Origin of the sequence: Rhodocytophaga aerolata (assembly GCF_030503435.1) — a bacterium.
In the GTDB taxonomy this organism is placed as follows: domain Bacteria; phylum Bacteroidota; class Bacteroidia; order Cytophagales; family 172606-1; genus Rhodocytophaga; species Rhodocytophaga aerolata.
The window spans coordinates 508,828-529,110 of record NZ_JAUKPO010000002.1; the positions used below are offsets into that span (position 1 = coordinate 508,828).

17 protein-coding genes are annotated in these 20,283 nt (G+C 42.7%); 8 read left to right on the top strand and 9 right to left on the bottom strand.

Going from position 1 to position 20,283, the window contains the following annotated elements; translation table 11 throughout:
* Nucleotides 1-16: 16 nt before the first annotated feature.
* The 6 genes from Q0590_RS06545 to Q0590_RS06570 all read right to left on the bottom strand — a co-directional run bounded on the left by Q0590_RS06545 (nucleotide 17) and on the right by Q0590_RS06570 (nucleotide 7,524).
* Nucleotides 17-1,417 (bottom strand): Gfo/Idh/MocA family protein, encoded by a 1,401-nt coding sequence (locus Q0590_RS06545; protein WP_302036699.1) that lies wholly within the window; start codon nucleotides 1,415-1,417, stop codon nucleotides 17-19.
* Between the two features lie 65 nt (nucleotides 1,418-1,482).
* Nucleotides 1,483-2,244 (bottom strand): SDR family NAD(P)-dependent oxidoreductase, encoded by a 762-nt coding sequence (locus Q0590_RS06550; protein ID WP_302036700.1) that lies wholly within the window; start codon nucleotides 2,242-2,244, stop codon nucleotides 1,483-1,485.
* 131 nt (nucleotides 2,245-2,375) lie between these two features.
* On the bottom strand, nucleotides 2,376-3,605 hold the full coding sequence (locus Q0590_RS06555; RefSeq protein ID WP_302036701.1) for a radical SAM/SPASM domain-containing protein: 1,230 nt from the start codon (nucleotides 3,603-3,605) through the stop codon (nucleotides 2,376-2,378).
* A gap of 3 nt (nucleotides 3,606-3,608) precedes the next feature.
* Nucleotides 3,609-5,312 (bottom strand): hypothetical protein, encoded by a 1,704-nt coding sequence (locus tag Q0590_RS06560; RefSeq protein ID WP_302036702.1) that lies wholly within the window; start codon nucleotides 5,310-5,312, stop codon nucleotides 3,609-3,611.
* 11 nt (nucleotides 5,313-5,323) lie between these two features.
* Nucleotides 5,324-6,109, bottom strand: a complete 786-nt coding sequence (locus tag Q0590_RS06565; protein ID WP_302036703.1) for a hypothetical protein — start codon at nucleotides 6,107-6,109, stop codon at nucleotides 5,324-5,326.
* 626 nt (nucleotides 6,110-6,735) lie between these two features.
* Nucleotides 6,736-7,524, bottom strand: a complete 789-nt coding sequence (locus Q0590_RS06570) for a hypothetical protein (protein ID WP_302036704.1) — start codon at nucleotides 7,522-7,524, stop codon at nucleotides 6,736-6,738.
* Nucleotides 7,525-7,691: 167 nt separating this feature from the next.
* Between Q0590_RS06570 and Q0590_RS06575 the strand changes: the two genes are divergently transcribed.
* From Q0590_RS06575 to Q0590_RS06585, 3 genes are read left to right on the top strand one after another with little or no spacing between them, the layout of a single operon-like run.
* Nucleotides 7,692-9,056 (top strand): amidohydrolase family protein, encoded by a 1,365-nt coding sequence (locus Q0590_RS06575; protein WP_302036705.1) that lies wholly within the window; start codon nucleotides 7,692-7,694, stop codon nucleotides 9,054-9,056.
* An 11-nt stretch (nucleotides 9,057-9,067) separates the two neighbouring features.
* Entirely contained in the window at nucleotides 9,068-9,349 is a 282-nt protein-coding gene (locus Q0590_RS06580; protein ID WP_302036706.1) for a hypothetical protein, read from the top strand.
* Nucleotides 9,350-9,400: 51 nt separating this feature from the next.
* A complete protein-coding gene (locus Q0590_RS06585; protein WP_302036707.1) occupies nucleotides 9,401-10,012 on the top strand; it encodes an ATP-binding cassette domain-containing protein in 612 nt (203 codons plus the stop codon).
* Nucleotides 10,013-10,031: 19 nt separating this feature from the next.
* Here Q0590_RS06585 and Q0590_RS06590 read toward each other — a convergent pair whose 3' ends face one another.
* On the bottom strand, nucleotides 10,032-10,724 hold the full coding sequence (locus tag Q0590_RS06590) for an NUDIX hydrolase (protein ID WP_302036708.1): 693 nt from the start codon (nucleotides 10,722-10,724) through the stop codon (nucleotides 10,032-10,034).
* A 160-nt stretch (nucleotides 10,725-10,884) separates the two neighbouring features.
* A complete protein-coding gene (locus Q0590_RS06595; protein WP_302036709.1) occupies nucleotides 10,885-13,290 on the bottom strand; it encodes an alpha-ketoacid dehydrogenase subunit alpha/beta in 2,406 nt (801 codons plus the stop codon).
* 214 nt (nucleotides 13,291-13,504) lie between these two features.
* Between Q0590_RS06595 and Q0590_RS06600 the strand changes: the two genes are divergently transcribed.
* Nucleotides 13,505-14,281 (top strand): DUF1573 domain-containing protein, encoded by a 777-nt coding sequence (locus Q0590_RS06600; protein WP_302036710.1) that lies wholly within the window; start codon nucleotides 13,505-13,507, stop codon nucleotides 14,279-14,281.
* 49 nt (nucleotides 14,282-14,330) lie between these two features.
* Here Q0590_RS06600 and Q0590_RS06605 read toward each other — a convergent pair whose 3' ends face one another.
* Nucleotides 14,331-15,881, bottom strand: a complete 1,551-nt coding sequence (locus tag Q0590_RS06605) for a bifunctional metallophosphatase/5'-nucleotidase (RefSeq protein WP_302036711.1) — start codon at nucleotides 15,879-15,881, stop codon at nucleotides 14,331-14,333.
* Nucleotides 15,882-16,094: 213 nt separating this feature from the next.
* Here Q0590_RS06605 and lpdA point away from each other — a divergent pair, with 213 nt between their 5' ends.
* The 4 genes from lpdA (at nucleotide 16,095) to gltX (ending at nucleotide 20,221) form a co-directional block, all read left to right on the top strand.
* Nucleotides 16,095-17,489, top strand: coding sequence for a dihydrolipoyl dehydrogenase (gene lpdA, locus Q0590_RS06610; RefSeq protein ID WP_302036712.1), 1,395 nt, complete (start codon nucleotides 16,095-16,097; stop codon nucleotides 17,487-17,489).
* Nucleotides 17,490-17,622: 133 nt separating this feature from the next.
* Nucleotides 17,623-18,006, top strand: a complete 384-nt coding sequence (locus tag Q0590_RS06615; RefSeq protein WP_302036713.1) for a RidA family protein — start codon at nucleotides 17,623-17,625, stop codon at nucleotides 18,004-18,006.
* 83 nt (nucleotides 18,007-18,089) lie between these two features.
* Entirely contained in the window at nucleotides 18,090-18,566 is a 477-nt protein-coding gene (locus tag Q0590_RS06620) for a hypothetical protein (RefSeq protein ID WP_302036714.1), read from the top strand.
* A gap of 98 nt (nucleotides 18,567-18,664) precedes the next feature.
* On the top strand, nucleotides 18,665-20,221 hold the full coding sequence (gene gltX, locus Q0590_RS06625) for a glutamate--tRNA ligase (protein WP_302036715.1): 1,557 nt from the start codon (nucleotides 18,665-18,667) through the stop codon (nucleotides 20,219-20,221).
* Nucleotides 20,222-20,283 lie beyond the last annotated feature (62 nt).

The following is a 20,283-nucleotide window of genomic DNA, read 5'->3' on the forward strand; positions in this document are numbered from 1 at the left end:
CTGTCTAAATAGCTAATTATACCTTTATCTGGTAAGGGGCACGCATTGGTCTGGAGAGCATACTGTTAGCTTCTTCATCATTTTTGAAGCGTTCCTTCTCTGGGTCCCAGTATACTTTCCGCTTTAATTTCATAGCTATGTGGTGCACCAGGCAGGCAGAACATGAACGGTGAGCTACCTCTACGGGAGCTATATTCGGCTTACGCGACTTAATACTATCCAGCCAGTTGCCGTGCTGTTCCGGGCTTTCGTACAGGTGTATTTCATTGGGGCCAATTTCAGAAGTTAGGATTTTAGGGTCGTTTGCATCCAGTACCTTACTGTTTTTCTCCCGTACGCCGGGGTCACTGGCGGTAACGGCATAATCTCCCCGGGTAACAAATATCCACCCCTCTGTTCCTTCAAACTTTACTCCATTCGGCAATTCATTGGATACAATCATTTTTACCCCGTTGGCATACATAGCTTCCGTTTTAAAAATACCATGTACATTCCATAAACCACTAGTGGGAAATTCTGCCCATCCGGATACTTCTATGGGACCTGTAAGTTCGGTATCCATTGCCCAGTGAGCTGTATCTATGTGATGTGCCCCCCATCCAGTGATCATCCCGGCTCCGAACTGCTCGCAACGCAGCCAGCCTGGCCTGTCATAATCTGCCTGCGGATGTACCCTTTTTTCGGTGTAATAAACCTCAGGTGTAGAGCCCAGCCACATATCGTAATTCAGATTTTTTGGTACTGGCATTTCCGGTTCATCTTGTCCGGAAGGATCTCCGGGTAAACCGACATATACAGTTTTCAGGTCCCCTATGCGGCCATTTCGTACAAGTTCACAGGCTTTCTTGAACTGAGGCCATGGATCAATGGACCGCTGCTGGCTGCCGATCTGAAAAATGCGGTTATGTTTGGTAACAATATCACTCAATAAACGGCCTTCGGCTATGGTGAGCGAAGTAGGTTTTTGTAAATAAATATCTTTTCCGGCTATGGCTGCATCTATGGCTGGCAAGGCGTGCCAGTGATCTGGCGTACTGATCACTACCGCATCTACATCTTTATTGCTCAACAAATCGCGGTAATCTTCATAGGTTTTTACGCCTTTGTACCGTTTATTAGCTTGCTTGGTGTAATAGTCTTCTACCAGTTTTTTGGCATCCTGCACCCGTTTACTATCCACATCGCATACAGCCATAATGCGGGCATGATTGTATTTCAGCACTTCTGGCATATCATGCCCTCTAGAGATACGGCCAGTACCAATACATCCTATATTAATGCGGTTACTGGGAGAATAAGGTCCTAAAACAGAAGCAGGTACAATAGTAGGGGCAAAAAATACCGCACTGGCTGCCGCCACACTCTTCTTCAGAAAATCTCGCCTGCTATTTAACAATTGGTTATCTGTATTTTCCATAAGCTCAGGAAGGGTTTGTTCTCATACATATAAGGAGGAAGCTGGCATTTTGTACTATAGGATTTCTAAAATCCTATAGAATTTCCACCATCTACACACAACTGGGTACCATTAACAAATTTGGCAGCATCTGAAGCCAGGTAAACTGCCGCATAGCCAATGTCTTCAGGCTTTCCAAATGTGCCCATTGGCGTACGGCTTAATACTTTGTTTTTCCGGTTTTCATCATTTTGCATGGCTTTCGTTAACATGGGGGTTTCTATAAACCCGGGAGCTATGGCATTGATGCGGATGCCATGCGGCGAAAGATCACAGGCCAGTGTACGGGTAAGACCCAGAACAGCCGATTTTGAAGCTGTATACGCTGGTACCCCGGGAATACCATACACCGCTGCCATAGATGTAATCATAATGATACTGCCTTTTTTGCGGGTAACCATTTTCTTACTTACTTCTCTGGTCAGCGTAAATACCGCCTGCAGATTGGTTTGTATAATGGTGGAAAACTCTTCGTCGCTTACCTCCAATGCAAATTTCTTCATATTAATACCTGCATTATTCACCAGAATATCCAGAGGGCCATAGCGGTCTTCCAGGTCAGTTACCAAAGTGGCGGCTCCTGTTAGTTGAGTAACATCATGTATGGCATAATGGCATTTTCCGCCAATTGTTGCAGTAGCTTCCTTTAGGGGCTCTTCTCTTCTTCCGGTAATAATTACTTCGGCGCCGGCATCCGTCATTGCTTTGGCGATGGCTAAGCCCAACCCCGTACCTCCACCAGTGATCAAAGCTAGTTTGCCTTTTAAGGAAAAAGGATTTTGTGACATACTTCCTTTATTTTGTTCAATATAATAAAGGTATAAGTAAATTATCATTAATGCAATCGGTTGCGTAAATTTTTATTCTTCTCTGATGCCAATTGGTAGATAGGATTACTTAGCTGTGAGGTAGGGCGTAGTTATTGCGGATTAGCGGTAGCAAATACATGACAACCTCTTGCTTTTAAGCAGTTTACTCCTTCCTCATAAGAGTTGGTAAGCAGATTACCGCTTTTTTTCTGGCAGAAAGGGCAGGCATGTAAGTCGCCGTCGGTGTCTATGTATAAGAACCGGTTGCCGGCTCCGGTGCAGCCGGCTTTCCGCTGATGGTAGCCATGAAATACCACAATAGGCCAGTCGGCATAGGCTGGGTCCAGGTTTAATTTTTCATAGAAGCTCGTAAGCAGTTGGATCTGGTCTGGATTGAGTTCAACCTCTTTTCCAATATAATGCCCTACGGCTCGAGGTTCTAATAGTTGAACAAAAGCTACACCCAGTCTCTTGGCAAGTCTGGCATACTGCATCAGGTTTTCCTCAGTTACAAAGGCTTTCGTGGCACAAAGTGCCAGGCTTACGACTAATCCAGCTTTATGGGCCTCAACCACAGCATTGATAGCCAGCTGGTAGGCATTAGCCAAGTTGCGGAATGTATTATGCTCTTGCTCCAGGTAGTGATCCAGGCTTACAGACACGCCGGTAAGTCCGGCTTCTTTAAGCAGGCGGGCATTTTGAGCCGTAAAATTATAGCCAGAGGTAAATACCCAGAAATCTGTAACTGGCCGTGCCATTTTAAGCACCTCCACTATATCGTGTACCCGGAGCATAGGTTCGCCACCACTGAACAGAACCTGGGTTATGCCTTTATCTTGCAAGGTATGTACAATCTGCATAATAGCAGATAGGGAAAGTTTTTCGCGTTTATTGAGGTTGTCCCATTCAAAACAATGCTCACAGCCTAGGGGGCACTTCTTGGTAATAGCAAAAAAAGCAATATAGGGGTGAATGGGCACTTGCGGGTGAGTGACCAAGCGATTTATTTCATTGTGCATAAAATCTTTGTAAGCCACAGAAGGCCATCCGGGGCAATGATGCGTCCAGTAATACCGGCCATCTACCTGGGCTACTTTTCTGATAGACTTTGTGCCATAAAACAGTTGCCGTAAAGCACGGGCTTTTTTTATAAGTTTCGGAAGAGAGTCTGCTTTGGAAACATGCTTCATGAGCAACGAAATATCTTGTATACGAAACCTGGTGGCCAGTAGCTTCCGCCTAATGGAAGAGACCACGATAGTAGAAGGAAGGTATGGAATATGGGTAGTGGCCGGATAGCCCTCATTTGCCGGCGTATGCTTAGTCAAGGTGCTTTCCATAGATTATTTAGTGGTAGCTGTTAAACCCATTTGTTTATTTATTTCAAGGTATTTTTCTTTAGAAAATTCAACAAACCGGCCTTCTTTACGGAACGATAGTAATTCGGGTATATCTGGAGTACCCTTATATTCACGTACATGTTCATAATACCCTTTTGTATGCAGAAAGGTACTTACCTTTGTACCCTCTATGGGTTGCATTGGATTCATATACGTAAGGGTAACGGCTGTTCCGGGTTGTAATTGTTGTGCGTATACCGTATCGTCTTCAGAAAGCATGGCACGCATATCCTCATTTTTCTCATTTATGGCCGAATATGGCTTACATTTCTCCAGCTTCACAGGTAAATTAGTGCTGTAATCTATGCCAGCATAGTCTATTTCCCAGAACATAAAACCTGCAGCCAGTTTAACACGGATGGTATCTTTTGTTTTCACGGCTGCCAGGTTTAGCGGTATTACTAAATTACGGGAAGCCAATGGGCCAACTGATTCTATTCTGTCTACCAGTTGCCAGCCGGCGGATGTTTCCAGATATACACTTAAGGGGATACCCTGGTCTATCTGCCATTGGGAAAGCTTTTGAAACGGTTCTTTTTTCTGGCTGGCGGCCCATGTAGGATACAAGCTGCCAAACTGCTGGGTAAACTCTCCGAAAAGATAATCTAGCCAGAGGGAATTTTGTGCCCGGAGCACCAGCTTTCCACTGGAGATTTGTGCAGGTTTGTCAAATGTTAAAACAACTTCATTGAGCGAACCGGCAGGTACGGTTTCATTAAATAAGTAATTGGTTGAATCTTTCCGGAATAGTTGATCCAGGCAAGATTCACCAGCACTTGTTTGAGCCTGTATAGGTGCCTCTACCTGAGATAAGGTATGTATGTTACCTTTGTTATCGAGTAATACAGTTACTTCTGCCGGATGCTGTACTACCCAAAGCTCCGCCAAGTTAGTATACTGCCGTTCTTTTAACTCATTGGTAATACGAATGCGGTATTGGTCCTCTACTGGAACACTAGTGGGTAGAGGCATAAAGTCGTGGCGTTCGAGTGGGGCAAATATGGCTCCTCCATACGTTTCTCCGGTAAATTCATATCCTTCCCCGGTATCTGTATAGACAAAAGGGCATGAACTTTTAGTCAGTACAATGATAATACTAATCAGTACCAGTACGCCAATAGTTACTCCTACGGCCGTTAGCACATGAGAGGCAACTGTACGGCCGGTATCCTGTTCAACAATATCTATCCGCTTGATGGAAGAAACCGGGATAGCTATTTGATTTCCTTCCTCCTGCCTATACTCATTGATATACAGATGCACCCGGTTGAGGGCATTGTATTTATCGGTAGACCGGTATCGGTGAGACTTATTGGGATCTGCCGTAGCATAGTTTGTTTGGGAGACAGGCACTTCATTCAAGGTTCCTTCCAGCTCTTCTCCAGTCAGCACTACATTTGTTAACGACCAGGTTTTCGGACCTTGGTGCAGTATAAATATTTTTCTTTTGCTTAATGAATAAACAGTATTTAGAGCATCGGGAGCTTCGGTACGGGTACGGTAATAATTACAAGCAATGAGTTGAAACAGAAAACAGAATAGCGTAATGCGAGCCAGGTATCGGTTTAAGCAACTCTTTGCCAAGTTCTTAAAAATACCGCACTGGCTATGTTTACCAGCCGCTGAAGAAGTACTCTTTTTTCTCATATAGTCAACTCTTAAAACTGGAAGCCAATACTTATATTCCCCGATACTTTTGCGGAAGTGGGCGGATCAGAATAGTATCTTCTACTCATTGTTCTTCGCTGAAAACCCAACCCGAAGTCCATACCCAGCAAAATTGTTTTATCTAGCTGATACCATATACCATTGTTCAGTAAAAAGGCATATTGGGTTCCTATGCTGGTAGGTAAAGATGTTCCGGGAGAAGGATAATAATAATCTGTTATGTATCTAAAAAACCCCAGTTGGAAAGAAGGGCCAATATAATACCGGAATCTATCGGGCTTGCCCACATAAAAATTTAGGTCCAGGCCAGTGCTGAATGTCCGGTTGCGGAGCATCGAAAAATTGTTATATACATCGCCTTTGATCTCTTTATGGCTAATCCCTATGGATATGGGTAGCCGTATACCTACCTTCTGATTGGCAGAGAGATGTTCGTAAAGCAAACTTAAATTGGTAAAGGCAAAATCTATGGGCCTGAAGCCTATTATGTTTCTGCCCTTGTTATACACCACTGATGGTTTGGGCACAATGGGAGCAGAGACAGGAGGAAACTGCTGAACAGAGCCATCCTGATAAGTGATGGACACTACATCTTCTTTGCTGATAACATATAGTTTTCCATTATTTTCGGCATTCTTCGTAAAATGAATTTCTGATCCTTTTACTTCCACTACTTTAACGTCCAGCTTTACTCCATCAGTTCGCACAATACTATTTTGAGCAGCAGCAGCAAGTACACTAAAGCATAAAAATAGAGTAGTAAAGAACCGGTACATATATGTGCTTTTGTATGTATTAACTAGCCGATAAACCTTCTGCCATACTCGTAATAGCAGGTGTGATCTATTGATGCAATCTTTTTAAGGGATAAAGGAATACCCGTGTGTATATTAGTTATTACCTAATTATACCCAAAAGTCCGCTTCATTCGCTTTTACCTGTTTTAGTAGCAGATGATTATAATTCAAAGTACTTATAACCACTTAATTGTTGCTTCGCGGCTATAAGGCCAACAAACGTTTTAATTGAAAAAAAATTAATGGGGCTTTACAGGTAATGCTGAAATTGCAATAAAAGCTATTACTTACTGGTAATACTTATGTGTAGTTGAAAATTCACCCGAAGGACAACGGGTCTGTGCTGGTTATTAAAGAAATGAATATACTACAATTATTAATTGCTTGGTTGAAGAATCTAATAATTATTTCACCAGTAATCTATTCTATAAATAGCTTTTACATTCTTAGGAGACAGCCATTCACTTAAATTAGGCTCATTGGCTTAGCATACTTATAAAGGCCCACTTGTTAGTGAGAGTTCTTCAGGTGTTTTCATCTTTATGCTTCCAGGCTTCATTTAAAACCAGATAAGCACAGGAGCAATAGTTCCATACCAGCTTACTCTACTTGGATATCCTGTATACAAAGCCTAATTTGAACTCCATCATCCGGATATAGGAACTATACACATCGCCTACATGGTGTTCGTGTACTACCTGATTGACTGGGTTGATGAATCTGGTACTATATGAAAATACATCTCCGGACGCAGGCACCGGGTGATGATGCGTAGCTGGGGTGGCCGGAATATTTACATTCATATAACTGACTTTACCTCCCTGTGTATACAAAGCAGAAATATCCGCAAAGAAACGTTGCTTACTAGCTTTCTTAATTATGCTGCTTAAATCCCAGCGCAGCCCGCCGCCTCCACTTACTGAAAATGCCCCATCTGTTTGTAAAGCCTTATTTTCTAAAGGTTTGCATCCATCCGGATCATCTGGGTTTTCTATATAGAGCGAAGTGCGGTACAAACTATAGCCTGCTTGCCCGGTCAGGTAGGGAGTAACTATTGAAGCAGGCAGCAAGTCTAATCTGCCAATTAAAGCAAAGGTGGAAAATGCATTATCTACGCTTACATCTGTTTCGGTAGTAGAGCCATCACCGAAACGGTAGGTCTGTCTGGAAGTTTCGCTGCCATAGCCATTGAATCCTATGCCAGCACCAAACGCCAAGCGGCTATTGGGGAGCCGGTACAAAGCCTGAAACTGCAAACCATGAGCATGTTTAATATAATCTCCCATCTGTTGTTGCGGACGGGAATATACATACCCGGTGGATAGATCATATTGTGCCATAGTAGCTGTACTAACACAAAGTAGCAACAGCAGGGAAAGTAAAATATTTTTCATAACCGGTTTTATTTGAGTGGATTGTATAGTAATTACTTAATTTTTTTGCAAGAAATCAACAAAATAATCCAATAAATTATATTACTTAGTAGATAGGGTTCGTTTGCAGGTACACCACCCATCATGCGTTAAACTTGACCATACTCCACACTAATACTGATAAACCTATGAAGTCCTTCCTACTGTTTTTATGCATCCTTACCACTCATCTCTCGCATGCCCAGAAACTGATTAATGCGGCTCAGAAAGAAGTGGTTTTTAATCATGTACATGTTATTCCTATGGACCGGGAACGGGTACTGGAAAACCAGGCGGTGGTAGTGAAAGGTGGCAAAATTGTATCGGTGACAGATGCCAGCAAAGCCAAATATGCCAGTAATGCTATTGTCATTGAAGCCAGAGGCAAATACCTGATTCCTGGCTTAGCGGAGATGCATGCGCATGTGCCGCCTATAGACGACATAGAGCCCATGAAAGAAGTGCTTATGTTGTTTGCCGCCAATGGCATTACCACTATCCGGGGTATGCTGGGCCATCCACGCCACCTGGAACTAAGAAGCAAAGTACAAAGTGGTGAGATTCTTGGTCCCCGGTTCTATACTACCGGCCCTTCCTTTAGTGGGCAGAGTGCAAAAACTCCTGAACAAACTTCACAGATGGTACGCCAGCAAAAACAAGCCGGCTATGATTACCTGAAAATACATCCCGGCCTTACCAGAGAAACTTTTGCTGCTATGGAAAAAACAGCGAAAGAAGTAGGTATTCCTTTTGTAGGCCATGTACCGTTTGAGGTAGGCATCTGGCGGGCCATAGAGGCAGGGTATTCTTCTATAGATCACCTGGATGGATTTATTGAAGGTATGGTACCTGGTATGGAAAACATGACTGAGCAGCAAGTAGGTTTATTCGGTATGTTTGTAGCCGACAAGGCAGATATTAGTCAACTCCCTAAACTAATGAAAGGATTGAAGGATAAAAACATATGGGTAGTTCCTACGCAAGCCTTAGCAGAGCGGTGGTTTGCCCCGGTAGATCCACAGCAACTCCAAAATGCCCCTGAAATGAAATATATGCCAGTAGAAACCAGTAATAACTGGGTAAATAGCAAGAAAAACCTCCAATCTAACCCGCAGTATGATAAGGTAAAAATGGAGAAGTATATTCAACTCCGCAGGCAGCTAATTCTGGAATGCCAGAAAAATGGCGTGGGTTTGCTGCTAGGCTGTGATGCTCCACAAATATTCAATGTTCCTGGCTTCTCTACACATCATGAGTTAGCGTATATGGTAGCCGCCGGGCTTTCTCCTTATGAAGCACTGCGTACTGGTACAGTAAATGTGGCAAAATATCTAAACAAGGCCGAGCAGACCGGGGTAATCAAAGCAGGAGCCGTATCGGATCTGGTGTTGCTGAATGGAAATCCTTTGGCGGATATCAACCAATCGGCGAGTATTGAAGGTGTGATGATAGGGGCTCAATATATGGATAAAGCTTACCGGGAAGCCGCCTTACAAAAGTTAGTTAAGCAATAAACAGCTATAAAATGAGCCATGCTTTCTGGAAATATTATATGGACGTAACCAGGTATAATATAGCCATTTCAGTTATCCTTGCTCTCATTACTTTAAACCCGTTGAATGGCATTGTTTGCCTGGCAACCGGTGGAATGGTGATTGGCTTATATTGTTACAAACAGTTCCAACAGTCGCAGTATTATTTTTATTACAACATAGGCATCACTAAAAGGAAATTAATCACTTTCACATGGCTAATTAATATAGCCCTTTCACTGGTAGCTGCTTTAGTTTTTCTGACCCTCGCCTGAATGCATAGCCTGTCGGTTCATCATGTAACAAAAAATTTTAGAAACAGACCTGTGCTAACTCATGTCAAGTTTAGCTGCCAGACCGGGGAAATGGTTGGCATATTTGGCAGAAACGGAAGCGGAAAATCCACTTTATTGAAAATTTTGTTTGGTACCTTACCAGCCGATTCTATTGAAGTATGGTTAGATGCAACTATAATAGAGCCAACCCAGGTTATTCCTAACCAATATATAGCCTATTTACCTCAGGAAGGGTTTCTGCCAAAAGATATGAAGGTAAGAGACGTTATTCCGCTGTATTTTCGGGATGGAGAAAAGCAGAACCAATTATTCTATGCACCTAAGATTGCCAGCGTAGCTAACAAAAGAGTAAGCACTCTTTCCCATGGTGAATTAAGGTACGTTGAGATATTGCTGATTGCTCACCTGGAACACCCTTTTCTGCTGCTGGATGAGCCTTTTTCCATGATTGAACCTTTATACAAGGATAGTATCAAAGAATTGCTTAGCAGCCTGAAAGCGAAAAAAGGAATTATTCTTACGGACCATTATTATAGGGATGTGCTGCAAATAACAGATAAGAACCTACTAATGATCAATGGCACATTGCATGAAATAAAAGGTAAAGAAGATCTAGCTGCACATGGCTATATTTCTTCATAAAAAGATTTTACTGTTTCTGCTACAGCTCAAAATTATACCCTTTAGACTTTAAAGCTTCATATTTCTGTTTGTCGAACTGGTAGAGCTGGGCCGCCCGGTGCGCTACACCTGCCTGCCGTTCATTCAATGGAATCAGCAGATCCATTTTAAGTATTTTTTTTCGGAAGTTACGTTTATCCAGAGGGGTTTCCAGTACGGTTTCATACAAGTGCTGGAGTTGAGAAAGCGTAAATTTTTTCGGAAGCAATTCAAATCCGATAGGCTGGTAACGTACCTTACCTTTTAGTCTTTCCAGGGCTGTTTGCAGAATTTTTGCATGATCGAAAGCCAGGGGCGGTACTTCCGAAATATTGAACCACTGGGCATTATCGGCATCCGAACCTGCCTGTAGCAGATAATCTGATAATTTAATTAAAGCATAATAGGCTACTGAAACAGTACGTCCCCTGGGATCGCGGCCTACGTCGCCAAACGTATATAACTGCTCCATAAACACATTTTTCAATCCGGTTTCCTCTTCCAGCTCACGTTTGGCAGCAAACTCAATAGTAGGATCTTCCATATCCAGAAAACCACCTGGAAATGCCCACAACCCTTTGAATGGATCAGAAGCCCGTTGAATGAGCAGTACTTTTAGTTCTCCATCGTCGAACCCAAATAAGATACAATCTACTGTTACAGACGGCCGCGGATATTCGTAGGTATAGGACATGAGGTTAGTTAATTTGCAGGAATGGTTTCTATGCGTTTACTGATATGTAAAGTAAAAAGATTTTCCTACATTAAAATATACAGCATTCGCCTTTCTGAAGAAGCAATAAAAAAACTGGCTTATTTACTTGCCAGTTTCTTGATGTTGCCTAGGATTTGTGTTAATAAATAGACGGAAATTTATCCGGGTCGGCTTCGTGCATCATTTCATACACTGTGTCAAACACATCTTCGACATTAGGCTTAGAGAAGTAATCGCCATCGGAAGCATAAGCCGGGCGGTGTTCTTTGGCAGGAAGCGTGCGGGGCTTTGAATCCAGCCATAGGTAGGCATTCTGCTCTTCTACTACCTGCTGCATCATGAAGGCAGTAGCTCCGCCCGGTACATCTTCATCCGTAAACAATACCCGGTTGGTACGCTTTACTGAATCGGCAATAACATGGTGTATATCAAAAGGCAGCAGTGTTTGCACATCAATCACCTCACAGGAAATTCCGATTTCGGCTAGTTGCTGAGCAGCATCCACTACAATGCGGCACATGGAGCCATACGTAACAACAGTTATGTCTGAGCCTTCGCGCAATATTTCCGGAACACCCACAGGCACACAAAATTCAGCAATGTTGGCAGGTAGTTTTTCCTTTAACCGGTAACCGTTCAGGGTTTCAATAATTAATGCAGGCTCATCCGACTGAAGCATGGTATTGTAAAACCCTGCCGCCTGGGTCATGTTACGAGGCACTAATACTAGTACTCCCCGCAAACTATTCAGAATCATGCCCAGGGGTGAACCGGCATGCCATACACCCTCCAGGCGGTGCCCTCTTGTACGGATAATAACTGGTGCTTTTTGCCCGCCTTTGGTGCGGTATTGCAGATTGGCCAGATCGTCAGAGAGAATTTGAATGGCATAGAGCAGGTAATCCAGGTACTGAATTTCGGCAATAGGCCGTAAGCCCCGCATGGCCAAACCAATTCCCTGGCCGGCAATAGTGCATTCCCGTATGCCAGTATCTGTTACGCGTAGTTCACCATATTTATCCTGCAAACCGGCAAAAGCCTGGTTTACATCGCCTATTTTACCTACGTCTTCCCCAAAGGCTACTACTCTCGGGTCTCTGGCTAACATCGCATCAAAGCAGGTGCGAAGCACTTCCCGGCCATCCATTACTGGACTGGATTCAGTATAAACTGGTTTTACACCTTCTACATGCACCGCGGCTTCTGCCGACTGGCTGTATAAGTGAGAGCTGAACCTGTCAACATTTTCGGTTTTAACCCGATTTACCCAGGCTAGCAAGTTTTCTTTAGCCGGGATATCTTCTGAACGAAGATGCCGCAATGTTTTCTTAACTGCGCTTATGGCATCCGCCCGTATAGGATTAATCGTACGGACCAGCGTTTCGCGAATAAGTTTTATTTTTTCTCCAGCTTTGCTTTCTTTTACCGTTTGCTCCAGCAGTTTTAAGGCTTCTTCATAATCTGGCTGCATGGAATCCATAAACTCTTTCCAGGCGGTATTTTTAGCGATTCTGGCTGTTTCTTTTGCTTTTGCTTCTATTTCATTTAATTCGTCGGCTGTAGCAAACTCATTACTGATCAGCCATTCACGCATCTTTTTAATACAATCGTGCTCTGCTTCCCAGGCCAGGCGTTCTTTAGACTTGTAGCGTTCATGCGAACCAGAGGTTGAATGGCCCTGGGGTTGGGTCATTTCCACTACATGCACCAGTGCTGGCACATGCTCTTTGCGGCAAACCTGCTCGGCCTGTGAAAATACTTCACACAAAGCTGGAAAATCCCATCCTTTTACCCGGTAAATTTCATAGCCTTGTTCGTCTTCTGTCCGCTGGAAGCCAGAGAGTATTTTGGAAATATCACCTTTGGTTGTCTGGTAAGCAGCCGGTACCGAAATGCCATACTCATCATCCCATACAGCTACCAGCATAGGTACTTGAAGTACGCCGCCAGCATTGATGGTTTCAAAAAACAATCCTTCGGAAGTAGAGGCATTGCCAATGGTCCCAAATGCCACTTCGTTACCTTGCCTGGAAAATGTAGTCAGGTGTTGTAAGCCAGGGTTGTTCCTATATAATTTAGATGCATAGGCCAGGCCCAAAAGCCGGGGCATTTGTGCAGCTGTAGGAGAAATATCAGCAGAAGAATTTTTTATCTGCATAAGGTCTTTCCAGTTCCCATTATTGTCCAGACTACGCGTAGAAAAATGCCCATTCATCAACCGGCCTGCTGTAGCCGGATCTGCTTCTATATCTGTATGTGCGTATAACTGGGCAAAGTATTGCTGCAAGGTAAGTTCGCCAATAGCGAGCATAAAGGTTTGGTCGCGGTAGTAGCCAGACCGGAAATCTCCCTTTCTGAACACTTTTGCCATGGCTAGCTGCGCTACTTCTTTTCCGTCTCCAAATATGCCAAACTTTGCTTTCCCCATGAACACCTCTTTGCGCCCCATCAAACTTGCCTGCCTGCTTTCACAGGCGATGCGGTAGTCCCGGAGAACCTCCTCTTTAGTAAAGCTGAGTTGAGTTTGTATATCGTGTGTTATCACTATAATTTATCTTAGGTTAAATATGATATTTTACGGAAAACCTAAAGGGATTGTAACAAAAATATATAAAAAGTTGTAGCTTTCAAACCTATTTATTACATACTAGCACACCTCATACTTTTTCAGCACAAAACGATTCTGGCATAATCCTTCTTATTTCCATATATTTGTGTATACCCCGTTGAGAACAAACTATTTTCTATTTTATATTCTTATGAAACTGAAATTTTCATTTTTTTCCGTACTTATGGCTTTACTAGCGCAGGTCAGTTTAGCCCAAGGCATTATTACGTTCACTAAAGACACCCATGAGTTTGGCAATGTAGAAGAAGGCAAGCTGGCCACTTACGAATTTGAATTTACGAACACAGGCAAATCGCCGGTTGTTATCTCTAATGTAAGTGCTTCATGCGGTTGTACTACCCCTTTCTGGACTAAAGACCCAGTATTACCAGGTAAAAAAGGTAAGATAACGGCTTCGTATAATAGTGCCGGCCGTCCAGGGGCATTTCACAAAACGATTACTGTTACCAGCAATGCTGAACCTGCTACCAAAATGCTCACTATTAAAGGCGCCGTAGTACCCAAAACAGACAAAGCCGTAACACCAGAGGAAATAGCTACTTCGCCTACCTTGCAATTAGATAAAACGCTGCACAATTTTGGTAAACTGGAAAAAGGACAGCTAGTGAGCCAGCTATTTACAGTAACCAATATAGGTAAAAGCGAATTACAGATTCAACAGATTCAGAGTGCCTGCGGCTGTGTGAGCTACTCAGTAACTAAATCTACTTTGGTGCCAGGTGAAAAAACCACCTTGGAGCTTAAATATAGTCCCAGAGCTTTACAGCAGCAGAATGAAGTAGTTACACTATACTCTAATGATCTAAAAAATCCTGGCACTAAAATTACGTTACAAGCGAACGTGGTGGAAAGCCTTTCTTCACAGAATATGCTGAAAGAGCAAAAATCAGTGGTACCCTTCAAATAAATATATTACTACTCTACTCTATAAACTAAGGGAAGTCTAACGGCTTCCCTTACTTGTTTAAACTCTTTAGATAGCTAGTAACTGCCATTCGTATATCATTCCGCACGTCTTCCTTATTGGTTACATCAGGCTCATAGATTTTTAGCAGCCCTTGTGCTCCAGGTTTTAAATACCCAAAATTAGTTTCTAAGCCAGTCAACAGGTAATCAGATAGGGCTACCCGGTAGGTTTTAGTTTTATTTAATGGTTGGCCATTTACTAACCAGGATTGGGTGTCTGCGTTATAAATAACCTTATCCAGTTGCAGGAACCCACCTTTCCCTTTGTTGCTCCGGCCAGTAGTTAATACTTTTTCTAGTAGTTCTCCCGTCATATCAGCCTCCAGGATTTTTCCGCCAAAAGGCATTGTACGCAGAATATCATACTGGGAAATGTTGCCAGTGAGCTGATCGTCCAGGCGAAGAGAGCCGCTGTTTACCATAGCCACTTCTGCTTGCGGTGCAGCAGCAGACATAGCTTTAGCAATAATATCTCCCATATTGGTCTGCTGGTGCCGGATGTGGCTTTCGCGGGCCTCCAGAGGTTCGTGAGCTATATATACAATTTCATCTGGGTTAAAGCCCTGTTCTGTAAAACTATTCTGGGCAATACTCGTCCACTTAGATACTACAAGGGCTGTAGAAGAATCAGCAGGAATAGACGTATCAACGTTAATTAAGGAGGAATTTATTGTTAGCTGCTTAGTTGTTTTATTGTATAGCAGTTTATGAACATATACTGTTTTGGCATTGGCATCGGCTTTGGCCACATAGGAGCCGCCTACTTTATCATAACTATTGGTGTGATCGTGGCCTCCCATAATCAGCCGGATGCCCGGATTCTGTTTACTTAACTTTATATCATCTTCCAGATCAATATGTGTAATAGCCACTACCACATCTGCTTGGCTTTCTAGATTTTTATATGCTACCGCAGCAGTTTCGTTGAAGTCCGAATACGCAACCCAGTCTACCTGGTTGGAAGGCAGGGTTACACCGAGTATGCCTAATTTTATAGAAGTGCCATCTGTATCCTGTACATCCAGTACCAGCGTTTTAGGAATAGGTTTTGCCTGATCTCCGGAACCGGCTACAAAAGGCTGCATGCCAGTTGAATTTTTATGCAATACATTCGCTGACACCCATTTAAATTTTGATTCCTGCAAGCGGCTTAGCAATTCTGCTTCTTTAATATCAAACTCATGGTTACCGAAGGTAGCTATATCTAGGCCTGTTTCATTCAATACATCTATCATTTGTTTACCGCTAATGCGGCTACCATCGTATTTCAATGTATTTATCAAAGAAGGATTAAGGAAATCGCCGGCTATCACAGCAAACGTATTGGGGTTTTCCTGTACTAACCTTTTTTTGATCGTAGCTACTCTGGCTAGCCCGCCTACTCTGCCTCCATCCAGGGGAGCAATTTCGTACACATCGTTCATTTGCAAAAACACTACCTCTATTTGTCCGTCATCCGCTTGGGTGGTTGTAGGGCGAACAGTTTTGCAAGAACTGTAGAAAATGAGGAAAGAGACTATTAGTAATCGTGCATGATTCATTGGCCAGGTATTTTACCGCTTCAAATAACTCAATTTTTATAAAAACTTACCAGCAACTTATAAGGTTTATCTGTAAAAGAGTTTACCAGAATAGTAAACCCAACCCAATAAAACGGCTACTCTCTTACCAAGAGGCAGGCATAGATTAAATATAAGAAACTATAATTTTTTATTATAAATTTGCGTCGAAATCACTAAACCCATAGAAAAAATATGTCTGCACAATATGATTTGATAGTAATAGGAAGCGGTCCGGGTGGCTATGTGGCTGCCATCAGAGCATCTCAGTTAGGGCTGAAAGTTGGCGTAGTAGAAGTAGCGGAACTGGGAGGCATCTGTTTGAACTGGGGCTGTATTCCTACCAAAGCATTGCTGAAAAGTGCCCAGGTTTTTGAATATATAGAACATGCAAAAGATTATGGTATTGATGTAAAAGATGCCACTGCCGATTTTGGTTCTATGATTAAGCGGAGCCGCGATGTAGCTGCCGGTATGAGCAAAGGGGTTCAGTTTCTTTTCAGAAAAAATAAAATAGATATTATTGAAGGGTTTGGTAAGCTGTTGAAAGGCAAGAAAGTAGAAGTAACCAACAGCAAAAAAGAAAAGACTACCTATGAGGCTAAACATATTATTATAGCCACTGGTGGACGTGCCCGTGAATTGCCTAACTTGAAAATAGACGATAAAAAAATAATTGGCTACCGCAAAGCCATGGTGCTAGAAAAGCAGCCAGCTTCTATGGTAGTTGTGGGTTCTGGAGCTATTGGGGTGGAATTTGCGTATTTCTACAGTTCTATCGGTACCAAAGTAACCATTGTGGAGTTTCTGCCCCGTATTGTTCCCAATGAAGACGAAGAAATCTCTAAGCAACTGGAGCGAAACTACAAGAAAGCAGGCATCAACATTATGGTTAACTCTTCAGTAGAATCGGTAGATACCTCTGGCAATGGCTGTAAGGTAAAGGTAAAAACGGCTGCTGGTATGGAAACGCTGGAGTGTGACATTGTGCTTTCAGCGGTAGGCTATTCACCTAACCTGGAAAATATTGGCCTGGAAGAAGTAGGTGTAAAAGTAGATAAGAACCGTGTGATGGTGGATGAATTTTACCGCACTAATGTAGAAGGTGTATATGCCATTGGCGATATTGTAAGCGGTCCTGCTCTGGCCCACGTTGCTTCGGCGGAAGGCATTATCTGCGTGGAAAAAATAGCCGGGCATCATCCGGAACCATTAAACTATAATAATATTCCCGGATGTACCTACTGCCAGCCAGAAATTGCTTCGGTAGGGTATACCGAAAAACAGGCAAAAGATGCAGGCTATGAAGTAAAAGTAGGGAAATTCCCTTTTACGGCTTCTGGTAAAGCGAAAGCTGCCGGTGCGTCGGATGGATTCGTAAAGGTGATTTTTGATGCTAAATATGGTGAGTGGCTAGGTGCCCATATGATTGGCTCTAATGTAACAGAAATGATTGCGGAAGTAGTGGTGGCACGCAAACTGGAAACCACCGGGCATGAAATTATCAAATCTGTTCACCCTCACCCAACTATGTCTGAGGCTATTATGGAAGCAGCCGCCGCTGCGTATAATGAAGTAATTCATTTGTAAGTATATCTTGTCATTTTGGTAAAGGGAGCATTTCTGTAGACTTCTGTCAGCAATAAACTTCCTTTACCAAAATGACAAATGTATTGCTCGTCATCAGCACAGTAACTTATCAACCCATCAGCCTATAAAACTTATGTCTAAAAAAATAATTAACAGCCCGAAAGCTCCGGCTCCCATTGGTCCGTATAGCCAGGCAGTATTAGCAGGTAATACCTTATATGTTTCCGGGCAAATTGCCCTGGATGCTTCCAGTGGTGCACTTATTACAGCTGATATTGTAAGCGAAACTAACCAGGTGATGCAAAATCTAAAGCACATTCTGGCTGAAGCTGGCGCCGGGTTTTCAAACATTGTTAAGTGTACTATTTTTGTAAAAGACCTGAATAACTTCGGCAAAATTAATGAAACGTATGGCAGCTACTTTGACCACCAGCCGCCTGCCCGCGAAACAGTAGAAGTAAGCCGCTTGCCAAAGGATGTAAATGTGGAAATTTCCTGCATAGCCGTGTTATCATAAAAAATTGAGACTTACGTAAGGAATACATTTCTCCTCCGGGTATCTTTACTTACGTTTAGTATTTTTTGTAATTGAGCTGATCCATGAACCTGCTTCCCTATAAAAACTCTATTTTAATTTTGCCTTTTAAAGCAAATGAAGTAGAGTATAAGCTGAGGAAGCGGATAAAACCCTTGCAAGACGACCTGCCTGAGTCTCCTTTTGAGCCTACTAAGTATTTGTTTAACGGATGGATTAAAAATTATAAGTTCCGTATTTCTAAGCGGATACAGCATGCCGACAATTTTCTTCCCTTGATAGTAGGCAAAATAGAAGCTACCTCTAAAGGAAGTATTTTGTTTGTTACCTACCGCATGTTTCCTTCTACGTTATTTTATTTAAGCTTTTTCTCCCTGATGCTGCTCCTTTCATTTCTATTTTTCCTGCTGATAGAAAAAAACTGGCTAACCTCGGGAAGCTTGCTGTTATTGCTACTGGGAATTTATCTGATTTCCATTCTGGATTTTAATCAGAAAGTTAGGATCAGCAGGCGTCTGTTAGAAAAAACAGTAAGTGAATAATGAAAGACCTGTAAGCTTTTGAAAACCCTTGGGTCTGTAATGGGGTTATTTTGTAGTTTTGCACCAGTAAAATTTAATTGTATTTAATATAAGAGATAATGGATAGAGAAGTACGTGTACGTTTTGCTCCCAGCCCAACCGGAGCTTTACACATTGGCGGCGTGAGAACGGCATTATATAATTACTTGCTGGCAAAAAAACTAGGCGGAAAAATGTTGTTACGCATAGAAGATACTGACCAGAACCGCTTTGTACCCGGAGCCGAAGAATATATTATTGAATCATTGAAATGGGTAGGAATTGGCATAGATGAAGGCATAGAACAAGGAGGCCCGCATGCGCCTTACCGCCAGTCGGAACGTAAAGATATTTACCGCGAGCATGCCCTAAGGTTACTAAATGAAGGCAAAGCCTACTATGCGTTTGATACACCTGAGGAGCTGGAGGCTATGCGTGAACGGTTAAAGGCAGCAAAAGTAGATAATCCTCAATATAATTCTATCACGCGTCTTCAGATGAAGAACTCCCTTACCTTGCCAGAAGCTGAGGTAAACGAACGGATAAACGCTGGGGAGCCCTATGTAATCCGCCTGAAAGTGCCCCGCAAAGAGGAGGTCCGGCTAAATGATCTGATCCGGGGCTGGGTAATGGTACACTCTTCTACTATTGATGATAAAGTGCTGATGAAATCTGACGGAATGCCTACCTACCACCTGGCAAACGTAGTAGACGACCACCTGATGGAGATTACGCATGTAATCCGTGGAGAAGAATGGTTGCCTTCGGCCCCTTTGCATGTGCTGTTGTACCGGTTTTTAGGATGGGAAGATACTATGCCACAATTTGCTCATTTACCTCTACTACTTAAGCCGGATGGCAATGGCAAGCTGAGCAAACGGGAGGCAGATACGTTAGGCTTTCCTATATTTCCACTGAACTGGAATGGAATTGACCATAAAACTGGCGAACAGGTGTTTTCGCAAGGGTACCGGGAAGCAGGCTATTTACCGGAAGCATTAATTAATTTTCTGGCGTTTCTGGGCTGGAATCCTGGTACACAACAAGAATTGTTTACTATGAACGAATTGGTTGAGGCGTTCACCATTGAGAAAGTAGGTAAAGCTGGGGTGAAGTTTGATATTAACAAAGCAAAATGGTATAATCAGCAATATATCCGGATAAAAACGGATGAAGAGCTGGCAACGAATTACTTGTTACCTATCCTGAAAGAAAAAAACATAGATTGCTCGCCGGAAAAAGCCGCTAAGATCAGCAGCATTATGAAAGAACGGATTACTTTTCCAAGTGAACTATGGTCGGAAGTAACGTATTTGTTTGACAGACCAGAGTCGTATGATGAAACCGTTGTACAAGCTAAATGGACTTCCGAGGCCGTTCGTGTAATAGCTGATTTTAAACAGGCTTTGCAGGGTTTGAGCAGCATCTTAAAAGCCGATACGGCAAAGGATACGTTGCATACCGTATTAGAAAAGCAGGGAGTAAAAATAGGAAAAGTGATGCAAGCCTTACGTCTGGCTATTACTGGGGTAGGCGCTGGCCCTGATTTGATGCAAATAATGGAGATTTTAGGCAAAGAAGAAACAACTACCCGATTAGGTAATGCGTTAGACAAACTGCAGGACAGAGCAAAATAAAGGAAATAAATAGGTGGATTTAAAGCTCAATATTTTATTAGATTCATCTAGCTGTATAAACT

Coding starts and splice junctions, on each gene's coding strand:
- Q0590_RS06620 (WP_302036714.1), top strand. CDS start 18,090: ATGAACCTGCTTCCCTATAAAAACTCTATTTTAATTTTGCCTTTTAAA.
- Q0590_RS06590 (WP_302036708.1), bottom strand. CDS start 10,724: ATGTCCTATACCTACGAATATCCGCGGCCGTCTGTAACAGTAGATTGT.
- Q0590_RS06545 (WP_302036699.1), bottom strand. CDS start 1,417: ATGGAAAATACAGATAACCAATTGTTAAATAGCAGGCGAGATTTTCTG.
- lpdA (WP_302036712.1), top strand. CDS start 16,095: ATGTCTGCACAATATGATTTGATAGTAATAGGAAGCGGTCCGGGTGGC.
- Q0590_RS06565 (WP_302036703.1), bottom strand. CDS start 6,109: ATGTACCGGTTCTTTACTACTCTATTTTTATGCTTTAGTGTACTTGCT.
- Q0590_RS06555 (WP_302036701.1), bottom strand. CDS start 3,605: ATGGAAAGCACCTTGACTAAGCATACGCCGGCAAATGAGGGCTATCCG.
- Q0590_RS06560 (WP_302036702.1), bottom strand. CDS start 5,312: ATGAGAAAAAAGAGTACTTCTTCAGCGGCTGGTAAACATAGCCAGTGC.
- Q0590_RS06550 (WP_302036700.1), bottom strand. CDS start 2,244: ATGTCACAAAATCCTTTTTCCTTAAAAGGCAAACTAGCTTTGATCACT.
- Q0590_RS06580 (WP_302036706.1), top strand. CDS start 9,068: ATGAGCCATGCTTTCTGGAAATATTATATGGACGTAACCAGGTATAAT.
- Q0590_RS06615 (WP_302036713.1), top strand. CDS start 17,623: ATGTCTAAAAAAATAATTAACAGCCCGAAAGCTCCGGCTCCCATTGGT.
- Q0590_RS06605 (WP_302036711.1), bottom strand. CDS start 15,881: ATGAATCATGCACGATTACTAATAGTCTCTTTCCTCATTTTCTACAGT.
- gltX (WP_302036715.1), top strand. CDS start 18,665: ATGGATAGAGAAGTACGTGTACGTTTTGCTCCCAGCCCAACCGGAGCT.
- Q0590_RS06570 (WP_302036704.1), bottom strand. CDS start 7,524: ATGAAAAATATTTTACTTTCCCTGCTGTTGCTACTTTGTGTTAGTACA.
- Q0590_RS06600 (WP_302036710.1), top strand. CDS start 13,505: ATGAAACTGAAATTTTCATTTTTTTCCGTACTTATGGCTTTACTAGCG.
- Q0590_RS06575 (WP_302036705.1), top strand. CDS start 7,692: ATGAAGTCCTTCCTACTGTTTTTATGCATCCTTACCACTCATCTCTCG.